This window comes from Clostridium puniceum (genome assembly GCF_002006345.1).
In the GTDB taxonomy this organism is placed as follows: domain Bacteria; phylum Bacillota; class Clostridia; order Clostridiales; family Clostridiaceae; genus Clostridium; species Clostridium puniceum.
The window spans coordinates 14,584-30,728 of record NZ_LZZM01000125.1; the positions used below are offsets into that span (position 1 = coordinate 14,584).

At 28.2% G+C, this 16,145-nt stretch carries 17 protein-coding genes; 13 read left to right on the forward strand and 4 right to left on the reverse strand.

Features of this window, described 5'->3' with window-relative positions; genetic code table 11:
- Positions 1-71: 71 nt before the first annotated feature.
- The gene (locus CLPUN_RS09375; protein WP_077847025.1) at positions 72-722 is read right to left on the reverse strand and encodes a response regulator; all 651 of its coding nucleotides are present in this window, start codon (positions 720-722) and stop codon (positions 72-74) included.
- Positions 723-1,068: 346 nt separating this feature from the next.
- On the opposite strand from CLPUN_RS09375, the gene CLPUN_RS09380 reads away from it, so the two are divergent.
- The 5 genes from CLPUN_RS09380 (at position 1,069) to CLPUN_RS09400 (ending at position 5,606) form a co-directional block, all read left to right on the forward strand.
- Positions 1,069-1,434, forward strand: a complete 366-nt coding sequence (locus CLPUN_RS09380) for a response regulator (RefSeq protein WP_077847026.1) — start codon at positions 1,069-1,071, stop codon at positions 1,432-1,434.
- 76 nt (positions 1,435-1,510) lie between these two features.
- Complete coding sequence (locus CLPUN_RS09385) at positions 1,511-2,005, forward strand: chemotaxis protein CheW (RefSeq protein WP_077847027.1); 495 nt, start codon at positions 1,511-1,513, stop codon at positions 2,003-2,005.
- Between the two features lie 17 nt (positions 2,006-2,022).
- Entirely contained in the window at positions 2,023-3,642 is a 1,620-nt protein-coding gene (locus tag CLPUN_RS09390; protein WP_077847028.1) for a methyl-accepting chemotaxis protein, read from the forward strand.
- A 47-nt stretch (positions 3,643-3,689) separates the two neighbouring features.
- Positions 3,690-5,162, forward strand: coding sequence for an ATP-binding response regulator (locus CLPUN_RS09395; RefSeq protein WP_077847029.1), 1,473 nt, complete (start codon positions 3,690-3,692; stop codon positions 5,160-5,162).
- 27 nt (positions 5,163-5,189) lie between these two features.
- Positions 5,190-5,606 (forward strand): response regulator, encoded by a 417-nt coding sequence (locus tag CLPUN_RS09400; RefSeq protein ID WP_077847030.1) that lies wholly within the window; start codon positions 5,190-5,192, stop codon positions 5,604-5,606.
- A 131-nt stretch (positions 5,607-5,737) separates the two neighbouring features.
- Here CLPUN_RS09400 and CLPUN_RS09405 read toward each other — a convergent pair whose 3' ends face one another.
- From CLPUN_RS09405 to CLPUN_RS09415, 3 genes are read right to left on the reverse strand one after another with little or no spacing between them, the layout of a single operon-like run.
- Positions 5,738-6,100 (reverse strand): Hpt domain-containing protein, encoded by a 363-nt coding sequence (locus CLPUN_RS09405; RefSeq protein WP_077847031.1) that lies wholly within the window; start codon positions 6,098-6,100, stop codon positions 5,738-5,740.
- A gap of 26 nt (positions 6,101-6,126) precedes the next feature.
- Positions 6,127-9,078, reverse strand: coding sequence for an ATP-binding protein (locus CLPUN_RS09410; RefSeq protein WP_077847032.1), 2,952 nt, complete (start codon positions 9,076-9,078; stop codon positions 6,127-6,129).
- A gap of 36 nt (positions 9,079-9,114) precedes the next feature.
- Entirely contained in the window at positions 9,115-9,504 is a 390-nt protein-coding gene (locus CLPUN_RS09415) for a response regulator (protein WP_198944311.1), read from the reverse strand.
- 475 nt (positions 9,505-9,979) lie between these two features.
- On the opposite strand from CLPUN_RS09415, the gene CLPUN_RS09420 reads away from it, so the two are divergent.
- The 8 genes from CLPUN_RS09420 to CLPUN_RS09450 all read left to right on the forward strand — a co-directional run bounded on the left by CLPUN_RS09420 (position 9,980) and on the right by CLPUN_RS09450 (position 16,121).
- A complete protein-coding gene (locus CLPUN_RS09420; protein WP_077847033.1) occupies positions 9,980-10,438 on the forward strand; it encodes a GyrI-like domain-containing protein in 459 nt (152 codons plus the stop codon).
- Positions 10,439-10,656: 218 nt separating this feature from the next.
- A complete protein-coding gene (locus tag CLPUN_RS09425; RefSeq protein WP_077847034.1) occupies positions 10,657-11,541 on the forward strand; it encodes an SPL family radical SAM protein in 885 nt (294 codons plus the stop codon).
- 18 nt (positions 11,542-11,559) lie between these two features.
- Entirely contained in the window at positions 11,560-11,778 is a 219-nt protein-coding gene (locus CLPUN_RS29585; protein WP_143329017.1) for a diguanylate cyclase, read from the forward strand.
- A 235-nt stretch (positions 11,779-12,013) separates the two neighbouring features.
- Positions 12,014-12,358, forward strand: a complete 345-nt coding sequence (locus CLPUN_RS09430; protein WP_077847035.1) for a phenylpyruvate tautomerase MIF-related protein — start codon at positions 12,014-12,016, stop codon at positions 12,356-12,358.
- The gene (locus CLPUN_RS09435; protein ID WP_077847036.1) at positions 12,355-13,128 is read left to right on the forward strand and encodes a nitrilase-related carbon-nitrogen hydrolase; all 774 of its coding nucleotides are present in this window, start codon (positions 12,355-12,357) and stop codon (positions 13,126-13,128) included. Before CLPUN_RS09430 ends, CLPUN_RS09435 begins: the two co-directional genes overlap by 4 nt.
- 23 nt (positions 13,129-13,151) lie before the next feature.
- Positions 13,152-14,180, forward strand: coding sequence for a CPBP family intramembrane glutamic endopeptidase (locus CLPUN_RS09440; RefSeq protein WP_077847037.1), 1,029 nt, complete (start codon positions 13,152-13,154; stop codon positions 14,178-14,180).
- A gap of 268 nt (positions 14,181-14,448) precedes the next feature.
- On the forward strand, positions 14,449-15,471 hold the full coding sequence (locus CLPUN_RS09445) for a methionine ABC transporter ATP-binding protein (RefSeq protein WP_077847038.1): 1,023 nt from the start codon (positions 14,449-14,451) through the stop codon (positions 15,469-15,471).
- Positions 15,468-16,121 carry a methionine ABC transporter permease gene (locus CLPUN_RS09450; protein WP_077847039.1) on the forward strand — a complete coding sequence of 218 codons (654 nt, stop codon included), beginning with the start codon at positions 15,468-15,470 and terminating at the stop codon, positions 16,119-16,121. The genes CLPUN_RS09445 and CLPUN_RS09450 overlap by 4 nt, the downstream gene beginning before the upstream one ends.
- Positions 16,122-16,145 lie beyond the last annotated feature (24 nt).

The window sequence follows — 16,145 nt, forward strand, 5'->3', positions numbered from 1 at the left end:
AATAAAGTCAGCCTAGTTATATTCTTAATACAATTAAAAGAATATATGTAACTAAAACATAAACGATTAATTTAAACTAATTCATTCCTAACTGCATATACTGCTAATTGAGTTCGATCTTTTAATTGAAGTTTTGAAATAATTTCAGTAATTATGTTTTTTACAGTTCCTTCAGCAATAAATAAAGAGGCTCCAATCTCTTTATTATCTTTACCATCCACTATCATTGATACTATACTTAGTTCCCTTTCTGTTAAAGAAACATTTATACCAGAGACCTCAAGAACTTTAGTTTTATTATTTTCCTTACGCAGATTTAATACTATAGGATCTAAAAGATCTTTATCAACTATGCCAAGTCCTAAGGAAGCACTCTTTATAGATAATATTAATTCTTCAGTACTAATATTTTTTAAAACATACCCATCAGCACCATTACTTATAGCAGTAGCAACATCCTCTTTATCGTTAGAAGCAGTAAGTATTAGAACTTTAATTGATGGAAAAGCTTCTTTAATTAATTTTGTAGCCTCGGTACCATTGCATACAGGCATGCATAAATCCATTAAAACCACATTAGGTTTATATTCTTTGCATAAATTGTAAGCTTCTTTTCCGTTAGTAGCAGAAGCCACAACTTTTATATCACTATTATTTTCAATTATATTTTTAAAACTTTCTCTTAAAAGTTTCTGATCTTCAGCAATAATTACTGTTGTCATATATAAAAACCTCTCTTTACTCAAATGAATTAAATTTTGCATAATAATATACATTATAAACACAGAATAAATACAAAGTATATTTTGTCTCTTAATACGTCATAATTGCTTATATTATTATAAATTATACCATTTTGTGAAAGTTAGAACAATGTATAAAAATATTCTATATTGATAAATAAATATAGGAATAAGTGCAATTTGCATTTTAGCATAAATTTGTTGTGCAATTTGCATATGACTACATGACTTGCGGGACTACAAACATATTATAAAAATATTTACAATAATAGTGTTAAGAAAAATATATAAGCTTAGATAATGTTTATTAAAGGGGAGAGCGCATATGAAAAGAGTACTTGTAGTAGATGATGCAGCATTTATGAGATTATCTCTAAAAATGTTATTGGAAAAGTCAGGGTTTGAAGTTGTGGGAGAAGCTGAAAATGGATTTAAGGCTATACAATTATATAAACAATTAAAACCAGATATAGTTACCATGGATTTAACTATGCCAGAAATGGGAGGAATAGATGCTATAAAGATGATAAAAGCAATAGACAAGGATGCTAGAATTATAGTTATTTCATCTATGGGACATGAAATATCAGTTAAGGAAGCTATATTGGCAGGAGCAATATCGTTTATAGTTAAACCGTTTAAAGAAGACGTAGTTTCAAAGCAGCTTGCTACTATTAGTCAAAATATTTAACCAAATAAAAAAGTATTAAAAATTTTTTATTAAGGTTAATTTAGGGATAAAGTTTTAGTGGAAAGGGTGGTTTAGAATGAATGTGAATATGATTAATGATAATGTAGACATGGAGGAAGATACTCAAAAAGGAAAATACCTTACTTTTGTTTTGGATAGTGAATCTTATGGCATAGGTATAAACTATGTTACAGAAATTATTGGGATACAGCCCATAACATTAGTTCCAGAACTTCCAAACTATATAAAAGGAATCATTAATTTAAGGGGAAAGATAATTCCTGTAATGGATGTAAGGTTGAGATTTAAGAAGACATTTAGAGAGTATAATGATAGAACTTGTATAGTTGTTGTAGATATAAATGAATTATCAATTGGTCTTATTGTGGATAGTGTTTCTGAAGTGTCAATAATACAAGATGAAAACATTGTACCACCACCAAATTTAAATAAGGTCAGTAATAAGTATATAAGTGGTATAGGAAAAATAGATAATGAGGTAAAGCTAATTTTAGATTGTGATAAATTAATAAACTATGAGGATATTGATGGTTTAAGCAATATTGAATAATATGGGGAGGGACAAAAATGAATTGGTTTTATAATATGAAAATAAGTGCGAAAATACTTTTGGGATTTTTTATTGTAGCTCTTATTGCAGTGATTATAGGGACTCAAGGTATATTAAATACCAATAAGATTAGTCAACTTGATACGCAATTGTATGAAAAAATGACAAAGCCATTAGAAGATGTGATGAAGATTTCTAATTCATTTAGTAGTATAAGAGTAAATGTTAGAGAGATATTACTTGAAGATGATTTATCAAAGGTACAAGAAATTAGTAATACAATTAAAGAAGCAAGTAATGAATTTGATTTAAGTGTAAATAAAATTTCAGAGACAACACTGACTACTGAGGGCGCCGAGGTTGTAAAACAAATAAAAACTTCAAAAGCTAAATGCATGGATGTTATAAATAGATCAATACAACTAAAAATTGAAAATAGAAAGGAAGAAGCAAGTAACGTTCTTCATAATGAAGGGAAGGTAGTTTTAGGTGAACTAAATACTGCAATTGCAAATTTAACAACGCTGAAATTAGATCTTGCAAAAGAAGCATCTGAAAGTAACAATCAAATTGCAGCAGATACAACAACATTAACAATAATAATCTTAGCTGTTGGAGTAATAATGGCGGTGTTAATTGGTATATTTATTTCTTCAACAATAAGCAAACCAGTTCGTAAAATAATAAAAATAGCTGATAAGGTTGCTGATGGAGATTTTGATGTAACAATTAATATAAGTGGTAAAGATGAAGTTGGCTTATTAGGTGCTTCTTTTAGAAAGATGACTGATAAGCTAAATAATACTATGTGTTATATAAATTCAGCGTCTGAGCAAGTGGCATCAGGTTCGAAACAAGTATCAGATTCAAGTATAGCTCTTTCTCAAGGTGCCATGGAACAAGCAAGTGCAATTGAAGAATTAACAGCATCAATTGAAGAAATATCTGCTCAAACTAAGATGAATGCAGAAAATGCTACAAATGCTAATGAGATTGCTGAAAATGCTAAAGTCAATGCTCAAAATGGATATGGACAAATGAAAGAAATGCAAAATGCTGTAGATGAAATAAATAATGCATCAACTAGTATATATAAGATTATTAAAGTTATTGATGAAATTGCCTTCCAAACTAATATTTTAGCTTTAAACGCTGCTGTCGAAGCAGCTAGAGCAGGTCAACATGGAAAAGGTTTTGCAGTTGTTGCAGAAGAGGTTAGAAACTTAGCAGCTAGATCTGCAAAGGCAGCTAAGGAAACTACAGAGATGATTGAAGGTTCAATTAAAAAATCAGAGGCAGGAACAAAGATTGCAAATCAAACTGCTGAAGCATTAAATAAAATTGTGGAAAACACTGTACAAGTTGCGGATTTTATAGATCAAATAGCAATAGCATCAAATGAACAATCCGAAGGTATTGCACAAATTAATGCAGCAGTCATGCAAGTATCAACTGTAGTACAAACTAATTCAGCAACTTCAGAAGAAAGTGCAGCGGCTAGTGAAGAATTAGCGTCTCAAGCAGAAATGTTAAAGGATCAAGTTAGTCAATTTAATTTAAAGAAAAACAGTAATTCATCAACTTATAATAATTCAGTAAAAAATATAGACCTAGATAATATGCCAGAATATATGTAAAAACCAAAGATAACTAAACGCAAATCTTCTTTAATGAGGTGAAGGTTATGGTAAAAGATATTAATGTTCTTATAATTGAGGATTCAAAGGCTTCCTTAAATTTTGAAGTAGCACAACTTAGGAGAAGTGGGTTTAATGTAAATTATGAACAGGTAGAAAATGCTGAAGCATTAAAGAAATCATTAAATTCTAGTCGTTGGGATATAATTTTATCAGATCATGTAATGCCTGAATTTAGTTCCATTGAAGCCTTGCAGATATTAAATGAAACTAAGCTAGACATACCTTTTATTATAGTATCAGGCGAAATTGGAGAAGAAGTAGCTGTAGAAGCCATGCGTGCCGGTTGTAGAGATTATATAATGAAGGACAAGTTAGCTCGGCTGGGCCCTGTTGTAAAGCGTGAGCTTGATGAATTAAATGCAAGAATTGCAAGAAAAAAAGCTGATGAAGATATGAAAAATATTCTTATAAGGGCAAAGGAAGAAGCAGAAGCTGCAAATAGAGCTAAAAGTAATTTTCTTGCAAATATGAGTCATGAAATACGTACACCACTTAATGGCATCATAGGAATGATCGAGCTAACTTTAATGAGTGAAGAATTAAATGGTGAATATAAAGAAAATCTTATAATTGCGAAAAATAGTGCATATTCATTAATTAACATTGTAAATGAAATTCTTGATTTTTCAAAATCAGAAGCTGGAAAGATGGAATTAAAGCAGGGGAACTTTAGTCTCAAAGAAATAATATACAAGATTTTAAAGATTTATAGTTATGATACAACAAGAAAAGGAATTACACTAGAATGTAATAGCTTTGAACAGATTCCAGAATTCCTATATGGAGATTCTGGAAAGCTTCAGCAAATACTAAATAACTTAATAAGTAATGCAATAAAGTTTACTAAAAAAGGTGTTATTACTTTAAACATTGAAGAAAATTTTAGAGATGATAAAGATATTATTTTGCAATTTTCTATTAAAGATACTGGTATTGGCATTAAGGAAGAAGATATGAATCAGCTTTTTAGAAGCTTTAGCCAGCTAAATAACTCTTATTCTCGTGAATATAGTGGAACTGGACTCGGACTTGCATTATCAAAGCAGCTAGTTGGAATGCTAGGTGGAGAAATTTGGGCAGAGAGTATAAAGGATGAAGGCAGTATTTTTAGTTTTACAGCAAATTTTAAGATTGTTGAAGAAAATAATTTTAGTGATGATTATAGAAGTTTAGAGAAAGAAGCTTCTATGGAGGAATTAGCTAAAAAAGAGAGTTCTTTAATACTAAACAGAGAATTTGAAAATTTTATTTTGAAAATGAATGAAGCAGAAAATGACATGAAGAAAATTGAAAAATTAGCTGAATTTATAAATAATTCTATACTTCTATCTAAATTTGATGATTTAGTAATGCTAGGTTTTAAATTGAAAGCAAATGCGAGAAGAAATAATCAAGATAAGGTAAAGGTAATATTTCAGCAATTGAAAAATAGTATAGTAAAACTAATGTTAAAATAATAAGCTGGAAGAGGAGATGGTCAATTAATGAAAATTCTTATTGCAGAAGACGACTATATTAATAGAAGGTTTTTATTTAAATTTTTTTCACAATATGGTGATTGTGATATGGTAGTTAACGGGGAAGAAGCAGTTAGCGCATTTATGTTTTCCCTAGAAGAAGCTGAACCTTATGATCTAATATGCCTTGATATAATGATGCCAAAGTTAGATGGATTAAAAGCATTAAAGATGATTAGTTCTATTGAAAAGGATAAGAGAATAAATCAAGAGAAGCTTTCTAAAAAATTTCTAATTACAGCTTTAGATAATGCAAAAGATGTTCAAAAGGCTTTTGAACTAGGTTGTGAAGTATATGTAACAAAACCAATTAATACAGCAAAACTTATTGAAGTTATGAGAAAGTTAGAGTTTGATGTTAATATTCATGAGGAAAATCTTTAAGGAGCCACAAGATCATGATAAGTTAGAAGGTGGCAAAAAAGTAAAATAGCTATATAAATTTGTATTTAATTTATATAGCTATTTTGTTTATTTTATAATTTATGATGCAGTTATTCAATCCATTGGCAGTTTTAAATAGAAATAGATTTGTGTTTGAAGAAGTTTGTTATCTCTTCTATAGCTGTATAAGTAATATTACAAAGGTGATTTAAATCTCTTTTAAATTCAGAATAGTCCTTATTTTTTAAATCATCATTGATTTTAGAAGTTTCGTCGTATATATCCGTTAATCTATAGTTACCAGAAACTCCTTTTATATTATGAATTATCATTTGTATTTTTACCAAATCTTTATTGTATATAAAAAGTTTTAATTCTAAGAGAGCTGACTTAAGTTCATTAACCAACTCAGCATATAGCGCTGAGACATCTTCAATGCTAAGCCCCAAATCATGGGCAAAACCAGCTATATCATATATATTATTGTAATCCATAATGTACATACCTCCATCCGTTTATTTTAGTTTTCATTTTTGGAGTCAGTATTTAGTAAGATGTTGGATACTTTTTCAGTAAACTTAGCAACATTAATTGGCTTGGTAATGTAGTCCGTGAAGCCAATTGAAATACCCTTTGTTACATCCTTTGGCATTGCATGAGCACTTATGGCAACAATAGGGATGCTATTAGTTTCCTCATACATTTTAAGTCTTTTAAAAACTTCATAACCATCTATTCCAGGTAAATTAATATCTAATAATATAAGGTCTGGTTTATGTGCAATAGCTAAATCGACACATAATTCTCCAGAAGTTGCAGAAAGCATTTTTATGTTTGTAATTTGATTTAAAATACGTTCTACAAGTCTTAAATTTGCAGGGTTATCTTCTATATAAAGAACAGTATAATGTTTTTCTTCAGAGAGAGAACTATGACCTTCACTTAATAGTACAATTTCAGCTGCTTCTGTAGCACAAATATTAACAGCTGGAAATTCAACACAAAAGTGACTTCCAAAACCTTTTTCACTTTCTACGTATATGTTACCATTCATTAACTCAACAAGCTGTTTTGCAACTGTAAGGCCAATGCCTGTTCCTTCAATTGAATTGTTGAGTTTGTTTAAACGTTGAAACGGCTTGAAGATTAAATCTAAATCAGCATTTGATAATCCAATACCAGTATCAATAACGTGAAATTTATATTTATCATCAATTTTATCATGATAAAAAGTTACTTCTCCATTAGGTTTATTATACTTAATTGCATTAGAAAGCAAATTAAGCAGGATTTGTTTTAAACGAGTATTATCAACATAAACAAATTCATCTGAATTTTCTATAGAAGGACTAATAAGTTTAATTTTATTAGTATCTGCAAAGGGTTTTATTATAGAAAGAGTTTCTTCCATTACAGATTTAATTGACACTGATTCAATTGAAATACTTAGTTTTCCAGATTCAATTTTAGACAAATCTAGTACTTCATTTATGAGCTCAAGTAAATGGTTACCTGCCTTTAATATTTCTGTAACGCTTTCTTGCTGACAACATGTAAGTGGTGATTCTGGATCTAATTCTAAAATTTGAGAAAAGCCTAAAATAGCGTTAAGAGGTGTTCTAAGTTCATGGCTCATGCTTGATAAAAATTCAGATTTTGCCCTGCTTGCCTTTTCAGCTTCTTCTTTTGCGGCAATAAGCGATTTAGACATTTTCTTTTGAACAGTTATATCACGAGCAGAAACTACAACTCTAGTTGAATTATTTAAACGTGGAGATATAGAAGCCTGAAACCATTTTAAACCTGAATTTGATTCAATATTAAAGTCTATAGAGGTATTTTCTTTTGTTTTCATCACATAAAAGATTTTTTTTCGAGCAATTTTAGAGGTTTCTATATCCAAAAGATCATTAATTGAATTAAAAGCGCCTTGCTCATATAGCTTAAATAAATCTCGATGGGATTTAGACCAAAAGTTTGTAATATTTCCTTTAGCATCTACTTCTACAATTATATCGTTAATAGAATTAACAAGAGCTTTCAAATCAGTTTCTTTTTTCATTAGCTGATATTGAGTAAGTAACAGATTCTTATTTGTTTCACCTAAGTTTTCTCCCATTTTAATTAACTGTGTGCATATATCCTTGAATTCTAAAATATCAAGCATAGGGGGGCTAGGATTATATTCTCTATTACCAATTTTTTGTACCATGTTATTAATTTGTAGTAATGAATTTGCAAAAGTATAACTTGCTTTCTGTGCTTTTCTATAAAGGAGTATAAAAAATATAAAATAAGATAAAAGCAATCCAGCTATAATAAATATACCCATTTTAATTAAGCTATATTTTAAAGCATTTATCTTAGAATAAATGTTTTCCTCAGAAACGATAACAAGCAGTTTCCAGTCGGTATTAGATATTGTAGTCCAAGATATAAATTTAGAATTACCTTTTATATTAAAAGTAGAAAAACCAGAAGAATTATTTGTTACCTCATTTGCTAAAGAAGCAAGATTTTGATTCTTATATAAATTAAATTCATCTGTATTTAACTTATCTTTTAAATTAATATTAGAATAACTATTTTCAGTTAAACCTAAATCAAGTTCATTTTTATTAGAAACTGAGAGAATACGTCCATTTTTGTCTACTAATAATCCATACCCCTGCCATGGAATTTGCATGGTCAAGATTTGATCTGAAATAGTATCGAGAGTTATGTCAATACCTACAACTCCTTCTAAAAAATTATCATTATAAACTGGGCATATAGCTGAGGTTATTAATCCATTGCTTAAGGGATCTAAATATGAATTTGTCCATATTACTTTTTTATTGGGGTTATGTCCAACATCAGCTTCATAATAAAAATTATGCGAAGGAATATTTACTAAAGAATAAGATTGAGAAATATTATTGGAATAAGGATAAGTAACATTTAAGGAATCAAAGGAATTAAAGTATATAGAAGATGCAAGTGGTTCAGTATCTTTTATATCAGCCATTAATTTTTGTGTTGTTAAAACCTTAGAAACCTTTTGTTGTTGTTCTTCTTTAGTAGAGATAATACCACTATAAAATATTGAGACGCTACCATCTTTACTATCTTCATTAGTATATAAAGTACCATTTTTTGAATAAGTTAATCTGTTAGAATCAGCAGCTATCAAAGTTGCTGGTGTTAATAAAGCTTGTTTAATTTGATTGCGAAAAAGCATTACTGAATTTGAAATACTGGTCAATTGATTATTAATTGAATTAGCTTCTTGATTTACGATATGTTCAGCTTCACTTTGAGCTTGTTCTTTTAAAAGAATTACATTTTTCTTATGAGACCAAGCAAATGAACTGAAATATATAACAATAAAAATTAATTCAATAAGTATTAATGGAATTAAGACTGTATGAATGTAAGATTGCCAAATCCATTTATAAAGTGAAATACTTTTATTACCCCTTTTTCCCCTCATAGTATCACCCTTACTTTATCAAATCTATTTTAGTTACTAAATTACATGTAAAGTTTTCTCTATTTTTAAAACTATATCATTATAATTAAAAGGTTTAGTAATGAAATCTATAGCACCATTAGCTAGTGCTTTTTCATAATATTTTTTGTCATTTTCAGCAGAAATCATAATTATAGGTATATTTTTGTAATCTTTTACAGAATTTAATATATTTATGACTTCAAGACCATCAATAAATGGCATTCTAAAGTCTAACAATATTAAATCTGGCATATATACAGAGAGGGTATCTAAAATCTCTCTAGAATCAGTCAGTGTTTTAATATTATTATAAGCAGCTATTTTTAACATTTTTGATAGAAGTAAAATGTTAGCAGTATTGTCATCAATGATTAGAATTTTTGGTGTTAATTTATCAATAACCATAATAAAAAACCTCCCCCAACTTATACAAATATAATAAGAGAATTAATCTCTAATATGTATTCAAATAAACAAATGAATTACATATATATGTAGTTTTGATTATTCAACAAAATCAAGTCGCCATAACTAATTTTAATGAAGATTACTTTTGGTAACATATATACTTGATTACTTTACATGGTTTTAATGTAGTAAAGTAATTTAATTAGAACTTATATAATAATAAATATATAAATAATATACCATATTTTAAGAAAAAATTTAACTAAATACTAATTTTTTCTAAATAATATTTAAAAATCGCCACTAAATGATAAAAATAATATGACATACTGTTGTCAGATTATAATTGATATACTAAGTAATAGTTAAATATAAATCATATTTTGAAGATTAAATTAAAAAATATGATTTAGTTTCAAGTAGAGTTTTGAGAATAATTATTATATTATTATTATGAAAAGAGGTATATTAGATGGATTATGAAGTTGTATATTTAGAAGAAAAAATAATAGCAGGAATTGTAATTAGAACAAGCAATAATGCTCCCGACATGAGAAAAACTATAGGTGAAGCTTGGCAGAAATTTTTTGAAGATGGATTTTATTCAATAATTCCAAATAAAAAAAATAGTAATACTATTGGTTTATATACAAATTATGAAGATAAAGTTAGTGGTGATTATGATGTTATGATTTGCTGTGAAATTTCTGAGAAAGAAAATTTGCCAAAGGCAATTCAAATGAAAAAAATTGTAGAAGGAAAATATGCAAAATTTGTAGTTAAAGGAAAAGTAAAAGAAGTAGTAGGTGAATGTTGGGCTAAGATTTGGGCAATGGATTTAGATAGAAAATATACTTTTGATTTTGAGGAATATATAAGTGGCAGTGAAATAGGTGAGCAGGAAATACATATTTATATTGCAATAAATTAGATATATATACTATAGCTAAGAATTAATAGTTAACAATTAAGGCTGAAATACTTTAGGGATTTTTTGAAATTAAATTATTAACTGTAATTTTAATTAAGGGTACTTTTTTAATTGAAATACACATTGATATTTAAAGTAACTGCAAATACATGTAATTATTTAATAAAAGAGAAAAGTTCTAGACTAATTGAATAAGAATAATGGAAGGAGAGCATGTGATGGAATTTGTAGCAACGAAAACTATCGTATCTGGATATGCTGAGCATAATGCTTGGTTTGGAAATAATTATAATATGAATATTTACAAGGGCTGCTGTCATGGCTGTATTTATTGTGATAGTCGTAGTGAATGTTATAGAATAGATAATTTTGATACAGTAAGAGCTAAAAAAGATGCTCTTGCCCTAATCAATAAAGAGCTTAAATCAAAGAAAAAAACAGGAATTGTAGGAACAGGTGCAATGAGTGACCCTTATAATCCGCTAGAAAAAGAATATTGTTTGACAAGAGGTGCTTTAGAACTTATTAATACCCATGGTTTTGGAGTTTCAATTGCAACAAAAAGCGGTTTGGTTACAAGAGATATTGATGTTTTAAAAAAAATAAAGAATCATTCTCCAGTACTTGTTAAAATAACTATAACAACTTGTGATGATGAACTTTGTAAAAAGATAGAACCTAATGTAGGGCCAGCATCAAAAAGATTTTCGGCAATAAAAGAACTTTCTGACAATGATATTTTTACAGGGATACTGCTTATGCCAGTACTTCCGTTTTTAGAAGATAATGAAGATAATATATTGGGAATAGTAAAGCTTGCTTATGAAAATGGAGCTAAATTTATATATCCTGCTTTTGGCGTTACCTTAAGACAAAATCAACGAGATTGGTATTATAAAAAACTTGATGAAAATTTTTCCGGAATTAAACAAAAATACTTAGAGCAATTTAAAAATGATTATGAATGCAGATCTCCAAAGGCAAAAGAATTATGGCAGGTGTTTAAAAAAGAATGTAATAAATTTGGTATATTATATAAAATGAAGGATATTATTACGGCGTATAAGATTGGATATGAAGATGGTCAGATATCTATGTTTTGAGAAAGCTTATAATATTTGATGATAGGTATTATTTATTTAAAAAGGTTTAATGATAAAGATAGGAATTTAACAAGTGATAATATCATAAAAATAGAAGCAAAAGTCTGCAAAGATAACTTGTGTAGAAATGATGTGATTAGAAGATATAAAGGCAAAGAATTCATAATATATATTATAATAATAAATCTACATCTAAAAACTTGTAATTATAACCATCTGAAAATAATTTACATGTAGAAATCTAATTGCAACATATATAAACAAAAATTAGTGAATTTGCTCAACATGTTAGATGATATATTAATAAATTTAAAATTTTATTAAAAAATAAGAGTAACAGTGAGTATTTGAGTAGTATGTGCTATAATTAGAAATAATAAAATAAAATTGAAAAAATTGCAAATAAAGCTTATAAAGGATTATAGGTTGCCTTTATTAACCTAAATACATTACATTAAGGAGATTAAAGTATATGCCATTTATAGGATCAAGAATCAGTGTGAAAATTTCAAGTGAAAAAGAGGAAATTATAAAAAAGAGATTAGGAAAAGCTATAGAGCTAATTCCAGGAAAAAGTGAAACAGTTTTAATGGTTGGATTTGAAGATGAATATTCACTATATCTTGCAGGAGAAAAGTTAGAAAAAGGTGCTTTTGTAGAAGTGAAAATATTTGGCAAAGCAAGTAAAGATGCTTATTCTAATTTAACAGCAGAAATTTGTAAAATATACGAAGAAGAATTAGGAATACCTCAAAACAAAATATACGTTAAGTATGAAGAAGTTGAAAATTGGGGTTGGAATGGAAGAAACTTTTGATTACAGGAATAGCTCAAATAGATATAGCTTGGGAAAATAGCAAAGAAAATATGAAAAAGATTGAGGCTTTTGTTACGAAGGCTTTACAAAGTAATGTAGAATTATTGCTGTTTCCAGAGATGTCACTAACAGGTTTCACAATGGATGTTAATAAGCTGTTATTATCAGAAGAGCAGATAATAAATTGGATTAAGCAATTGGCTATAGACAATAACATAAATATAGGACTAGGATTTGCAATAAAGGTTGATAAAAAGGGAAAGAATAAATACACTATTATATCTAAAAATGGAGATATTTTAGCTATGTACACTAAAATACATCCATTTTCTTATAGTGGAGAAGATGATAAGTATTATAAAGGTGAGGAAATATGTACTTGTCCAATAAATGAGTTTCAAATAACTCCATTTATATGCTATGATTTAAGATTTCCAGAAATATTTCAAATAGCATCTAGAAATTCACAAATAATAACAGTAGCAGCAAGCTGGCCCAAATCTAGGGAAGAACATTGGATAACATTATTAAAAGCAAGAGCTATAGAAAATCAATGTTATGTTATAGGGATAAATAGAACAGGCTTTAGTGACGGACTTGAGTATAACGGAAAATCAATTTTTGTAAATCCAGATGGACAAATTTTAAATGAAATAAATTCAGAAGAGATACTTATAATAAATGATTTAGAAATAGAAAAAATCAAAGAAGTAAAAAAGCGTTTTGATATAAAGAAGGATAGAAGAGAAGAATTATATGCTTTTAGATGAGTAAGTAAGGGAGCTAGTGAACAATGATAAATGATTTTCAACAAGAAGTTATGAGTAGAAAATTTTCTTTAAAAGAAGATTTAAAGAAAACTGGGGGAAATTGCACAAGAATGCTCCTTATATTAGCAATATTAACCTATGCTATTGGATATTTATTTAAACTAATAATTAAGACTAAAGGTGTTATTTTAGGAATAGATATAATAACTAATCTTGAGGCAAATATTATTCTTGGAATATCAAAGGATGCATATAGCTTTTGGATAGGATACCTTCCATGTATAATTGGTGATGTTGTAGCAATTATAATAGCAATTAAAACAACAAAGATAAGGCTTAGAGACGATGTATTTACATCTAATAAAGCACCCAAAATGTTTGTATTGTTAGGAACAATTTCATGTATAGGAACAGGAATGATTTCGAGTATGATTTACTTAATCTACTCAACAATTATCAAACATTATGGAATAATTATTCCACAGCCAGATTTTACCCTTCCCAATCAAAGGGAATATTTAGTATTGTTTTTAACTTATGTTTGTTTACTAGGGCCTATTTTAGAAGAAATAATATTCAGAGGTTTTATACTTAAGAGTATGCAAAAGTATGGAAACTTAACAGCAATTATCGTATCTTCAATTTTATTTTCTATGTTCCACTTAAATTTGGTTCAATTTATTAATCCAGTTTTGATGGGAACTGTACTAGCATTTATTACAATTAAATCTAAATCTATTTTTCCATCAATAATAGCTCATATTTTTAATAATACAATAGCATTTACAGCAACAGGAATATCATCACTTAAAATGCCAGTAGTAGAAGGTTTATTTGGAATGGTATATCTATTAGTAGGAGTTTCAGCACTTACGTTATTTGTTATCTTGTATGGGCAAGAATTTCTTCAAACCCTAAAGGAAGACACTAGAATATTAAAAACTCATGAAAAGATTAAGTATTCCTTTAGTGGACGTTGGTCTTTAGGATATATCGCTTTTTATATAATATTTGTTATAGGGGTTATGGCAGCAACAAATCTTATGAAATAGAAAAATAAGTGAGTTGTTTTAAATTAATAAAAAAATAAAGTGATATGCAAAACTTTGTTAACATTAATTGTTAACAAAGTTTTTATTTTTATTCAGATAATTTATTAAGTACAACATATTTGGAAAAGATATTGACATGGCGAAAAGTAGTGCTATAATTAAAAACATAGTTATTCCTAGTAAATATATATGTTTTATTGGAATGAAATTTTGAAAGCAATTTTAAATTGATAAATCTTAAAATCATTTAAGGAAGGGGGGTATCTTAATGATTGAATTGAGAAATATAAGAAAAGTATTTAATAGAAAAGATGTTACAGTAGAAGCACTTAAAGGAGTAAACCTAAAAGTTGAACAAGGTGATATTTTTGGTGTTATTGGATTCAGTGGAGCTGGTAAAAGTACTTTAATAAGAATGGTTAATTATTTAGAAAAGCCTACATCAGGAGAAGTAATTGTTGATAATAAAAACCTAGAAAGATTAAACAAAAAAGAATTGCGTGATATAAGAAAGCGGATAGGAATGATTTTTCAAAATTTTAATTTACTTGAATCCAAAACTGTTTTTGAAAATGTTGCTATTCCTCTTGTATTAAACAATACTCCAAAGAGTGAAATTGAAAGCAGGGTAAAGGAATTATTAGAATTTGTTGGATTAGAAAATAAGTCTAAAGCCTATCCAGATGAATTATCAGGAGGGCAAAAGCAAAGAGTTGGTATAGCAAGAGCACTTGCTACAAATCCATTAATTCTTTTATGTGATGAAGCAACTTCAGCATTAGATCCTCAAACAACAGATTCTATATTACAATTGCTGAAGAAAATTAATAAAGAATATAATATAACAATTTTAATGATTACACATGAAATGAATGTTATTAGAGAAGTTTGTAACAAGGTAGCTGTTATGGAAAAAGGAGAAATTATAGAGCAAGGTGATTTAATAGATGTTTTTGGAAATCCTAAGGAGGAAACAACAAAAAATTTTGTTCGTACAGTTGTGCATGATGAAGTTCCTAAGGTAGTATTGGAAGGAATTAATTATGAAGATACCAAAAGTAGAGTTTTAAAACTTAAATTTATAGGGGAAAATTCAAAACAAGCTATACTTGCACAAGCATGTAGTAAATTTAATGTTGAGCCCAATATTTTGTTTGCTAATGTTACTGAATTACAAGGTAATATATTAGGACATCTAATAGTTGAATTGAAAGGTGAAAAAGAGAATATACAAAAATCATATGAATTTATGAAAGATAAAAATGTTGGAATAGAGGAGGTAGCACTATGATGACAATAACTGGACCTCAGATAATTAAAGCTATTGTAGAAACATTACAAATGGTAAGTATTTCTTTAATTGTAGGTGCTTTATTCGGAATACCCTTTGGAGTATTACTTGTTATAACTAAAAATGGTGGAATTGTTAAAAATAAAGTTATTTTTTCAGTATTAAATAACATTATCAATATTGTTCGTTCACTACCATTTATAATTTTACTTGTAGCAATTGTTCCATTTACAAGATTGATAGTTGGAACATCTATTGGAACTAAAGCAGCAATTGTTCCCTTAATAGTATATATAATTCCATATATTGCGAGACTTGTTGAAAACTCTTTATTAGAAGTTAATAGTGGAATTATTGAAGCTGCAGAAGCAATGGGGGCAACAACAATACAAATTATATGGCATTTCCTTTTACCAGAAGCATTAGGATCTCTTATATTGACCTTAACAACTGCAACTATTGGATTAATTGGAGCTACTGCAATGGCTGGAACTGTTGGTGGCGGGGGAATAGGAGATGTAGCTATTTCCTATGGATACCAAAGGTTTGATACAGAAGTAATTGTTATTACTGTAATAATATTAATACTTTTTGTACAAGTTATTCAGAGTTTAGGAAATAGGTTGGCAAGAAAAGCAAGAAGACATTAAGTATGGTAATAATTTCAGTTATAA

Bases quoted from the DNA above. Each gene is read 5' to 3' on its own strand.
- CLPUN_RS09375 (WP_077847025.1), bottom strand. From the start codon at position 722: ATGACAACAGTAATTATTGCTGAAGATCAGAAACTTTTAAGAGAAAGT.
- CLPUN_RS09380 (WP_077847026.1), top strand. From the start codon at position 1,069: ATGAAAAGAGTACTTGTAGTAGATGATGCAGCATTTATGAGATTATCT.
- CLPUN_RS09385 (WP_077847027.1), top strand. From the start codon at position 1,511: ATGAATGTGAATATGATTAATGATAATGTAGACATGGAGGAAGATACT.
- CLPUN_RS09390 (WP_077847028.1), top strand. From the start codon at position 2,023: ATGAATTGGTTTTATAATATGAAAATAAGTGCGAAAATACTTTTGGGA.
- CLPUN_RS09395 (WP_077847029.1), top strand. From the start codon at position 3,690: ATGGTAAAAGATATTAATGTTCTTATAATTGAGGATTCAAAGGCTTCC.
- CLPUN_RS09400 (WP_077847030.1), top strand. From the start codon at position 5,190: ATGAAAATTCTTATTGCAGAAGACGACTATATTAATAGAAGGTTTTTA.
- CLPUN_RS09405 (WP_077847031.1), bottom strand. From the start codon at position 6,100: ATGGATTACAATAATATATATGATATAGCTGGTTTTGCCCATGATTTG.
- CLPUN_RS09410 (WP_077847032.1), bottom strand. From the start codon at position 9,078: ATGAGGGGAAAAAGGGGTAATAAAAGTATTTCACTTTATAAATGGATT.
- CLPUN_RS09415 (WP_198944311.1), bottom strand. From the start codon at position 9,504: ATGGTTATTGATAAATTAACACCAAAAATTCTAATCATTGATGACAAT.
- CLPUN_RS09420 (WP_077847033.1), top strand. From the start codon at position 9,980: ATGGATTATGAAGTTGTATATTTAGAAGAAAAAATAATAGCAGGAATT.
- CLPUN_RS09425 (WP_077847034.1), top strand. From the start codon at position 10,657: ATGGAATTTGTAGCAACGAAAACTATCGTATCTGGATATGCTGAGCAT.
- CLPUN_RS29585 (WP_143329017.1), top strand. From the start codon at position 11,560: ATGATAGGTATTATTTATTTAAAAAGGTTTAATGATAAAGATAGGAAT.
- CLPUN_RS09430 (WP_077847035.1), top strand. From the start codon at position 12,014: ATGCCATTTATAGGATCAAGAATCAGTGTGAAAATTTCAAGTGAAAAA.
- CLPUN_RS09440 (WP_077847037.1), top strand. From the start codon at position 13,152: ATGATAAATGATTTTCAACAAGAAGTTATGAGTAGAAAATTTTCTTTA.
- CLPUN_RS09445 (WP_077847038.1), top strand. From the start codon at position 14,449: ATGATTGAATTGAGAAATATAAGAAAAGTATTTAATAGAAAAGATGTT.
- CLPUN_RS09450 (WP_077847039.1), top strand. From the start codon at position 15,468: ATGATGACAATAACTGGACCTCAGATAATTAAAGCTATTGTAGAAACA.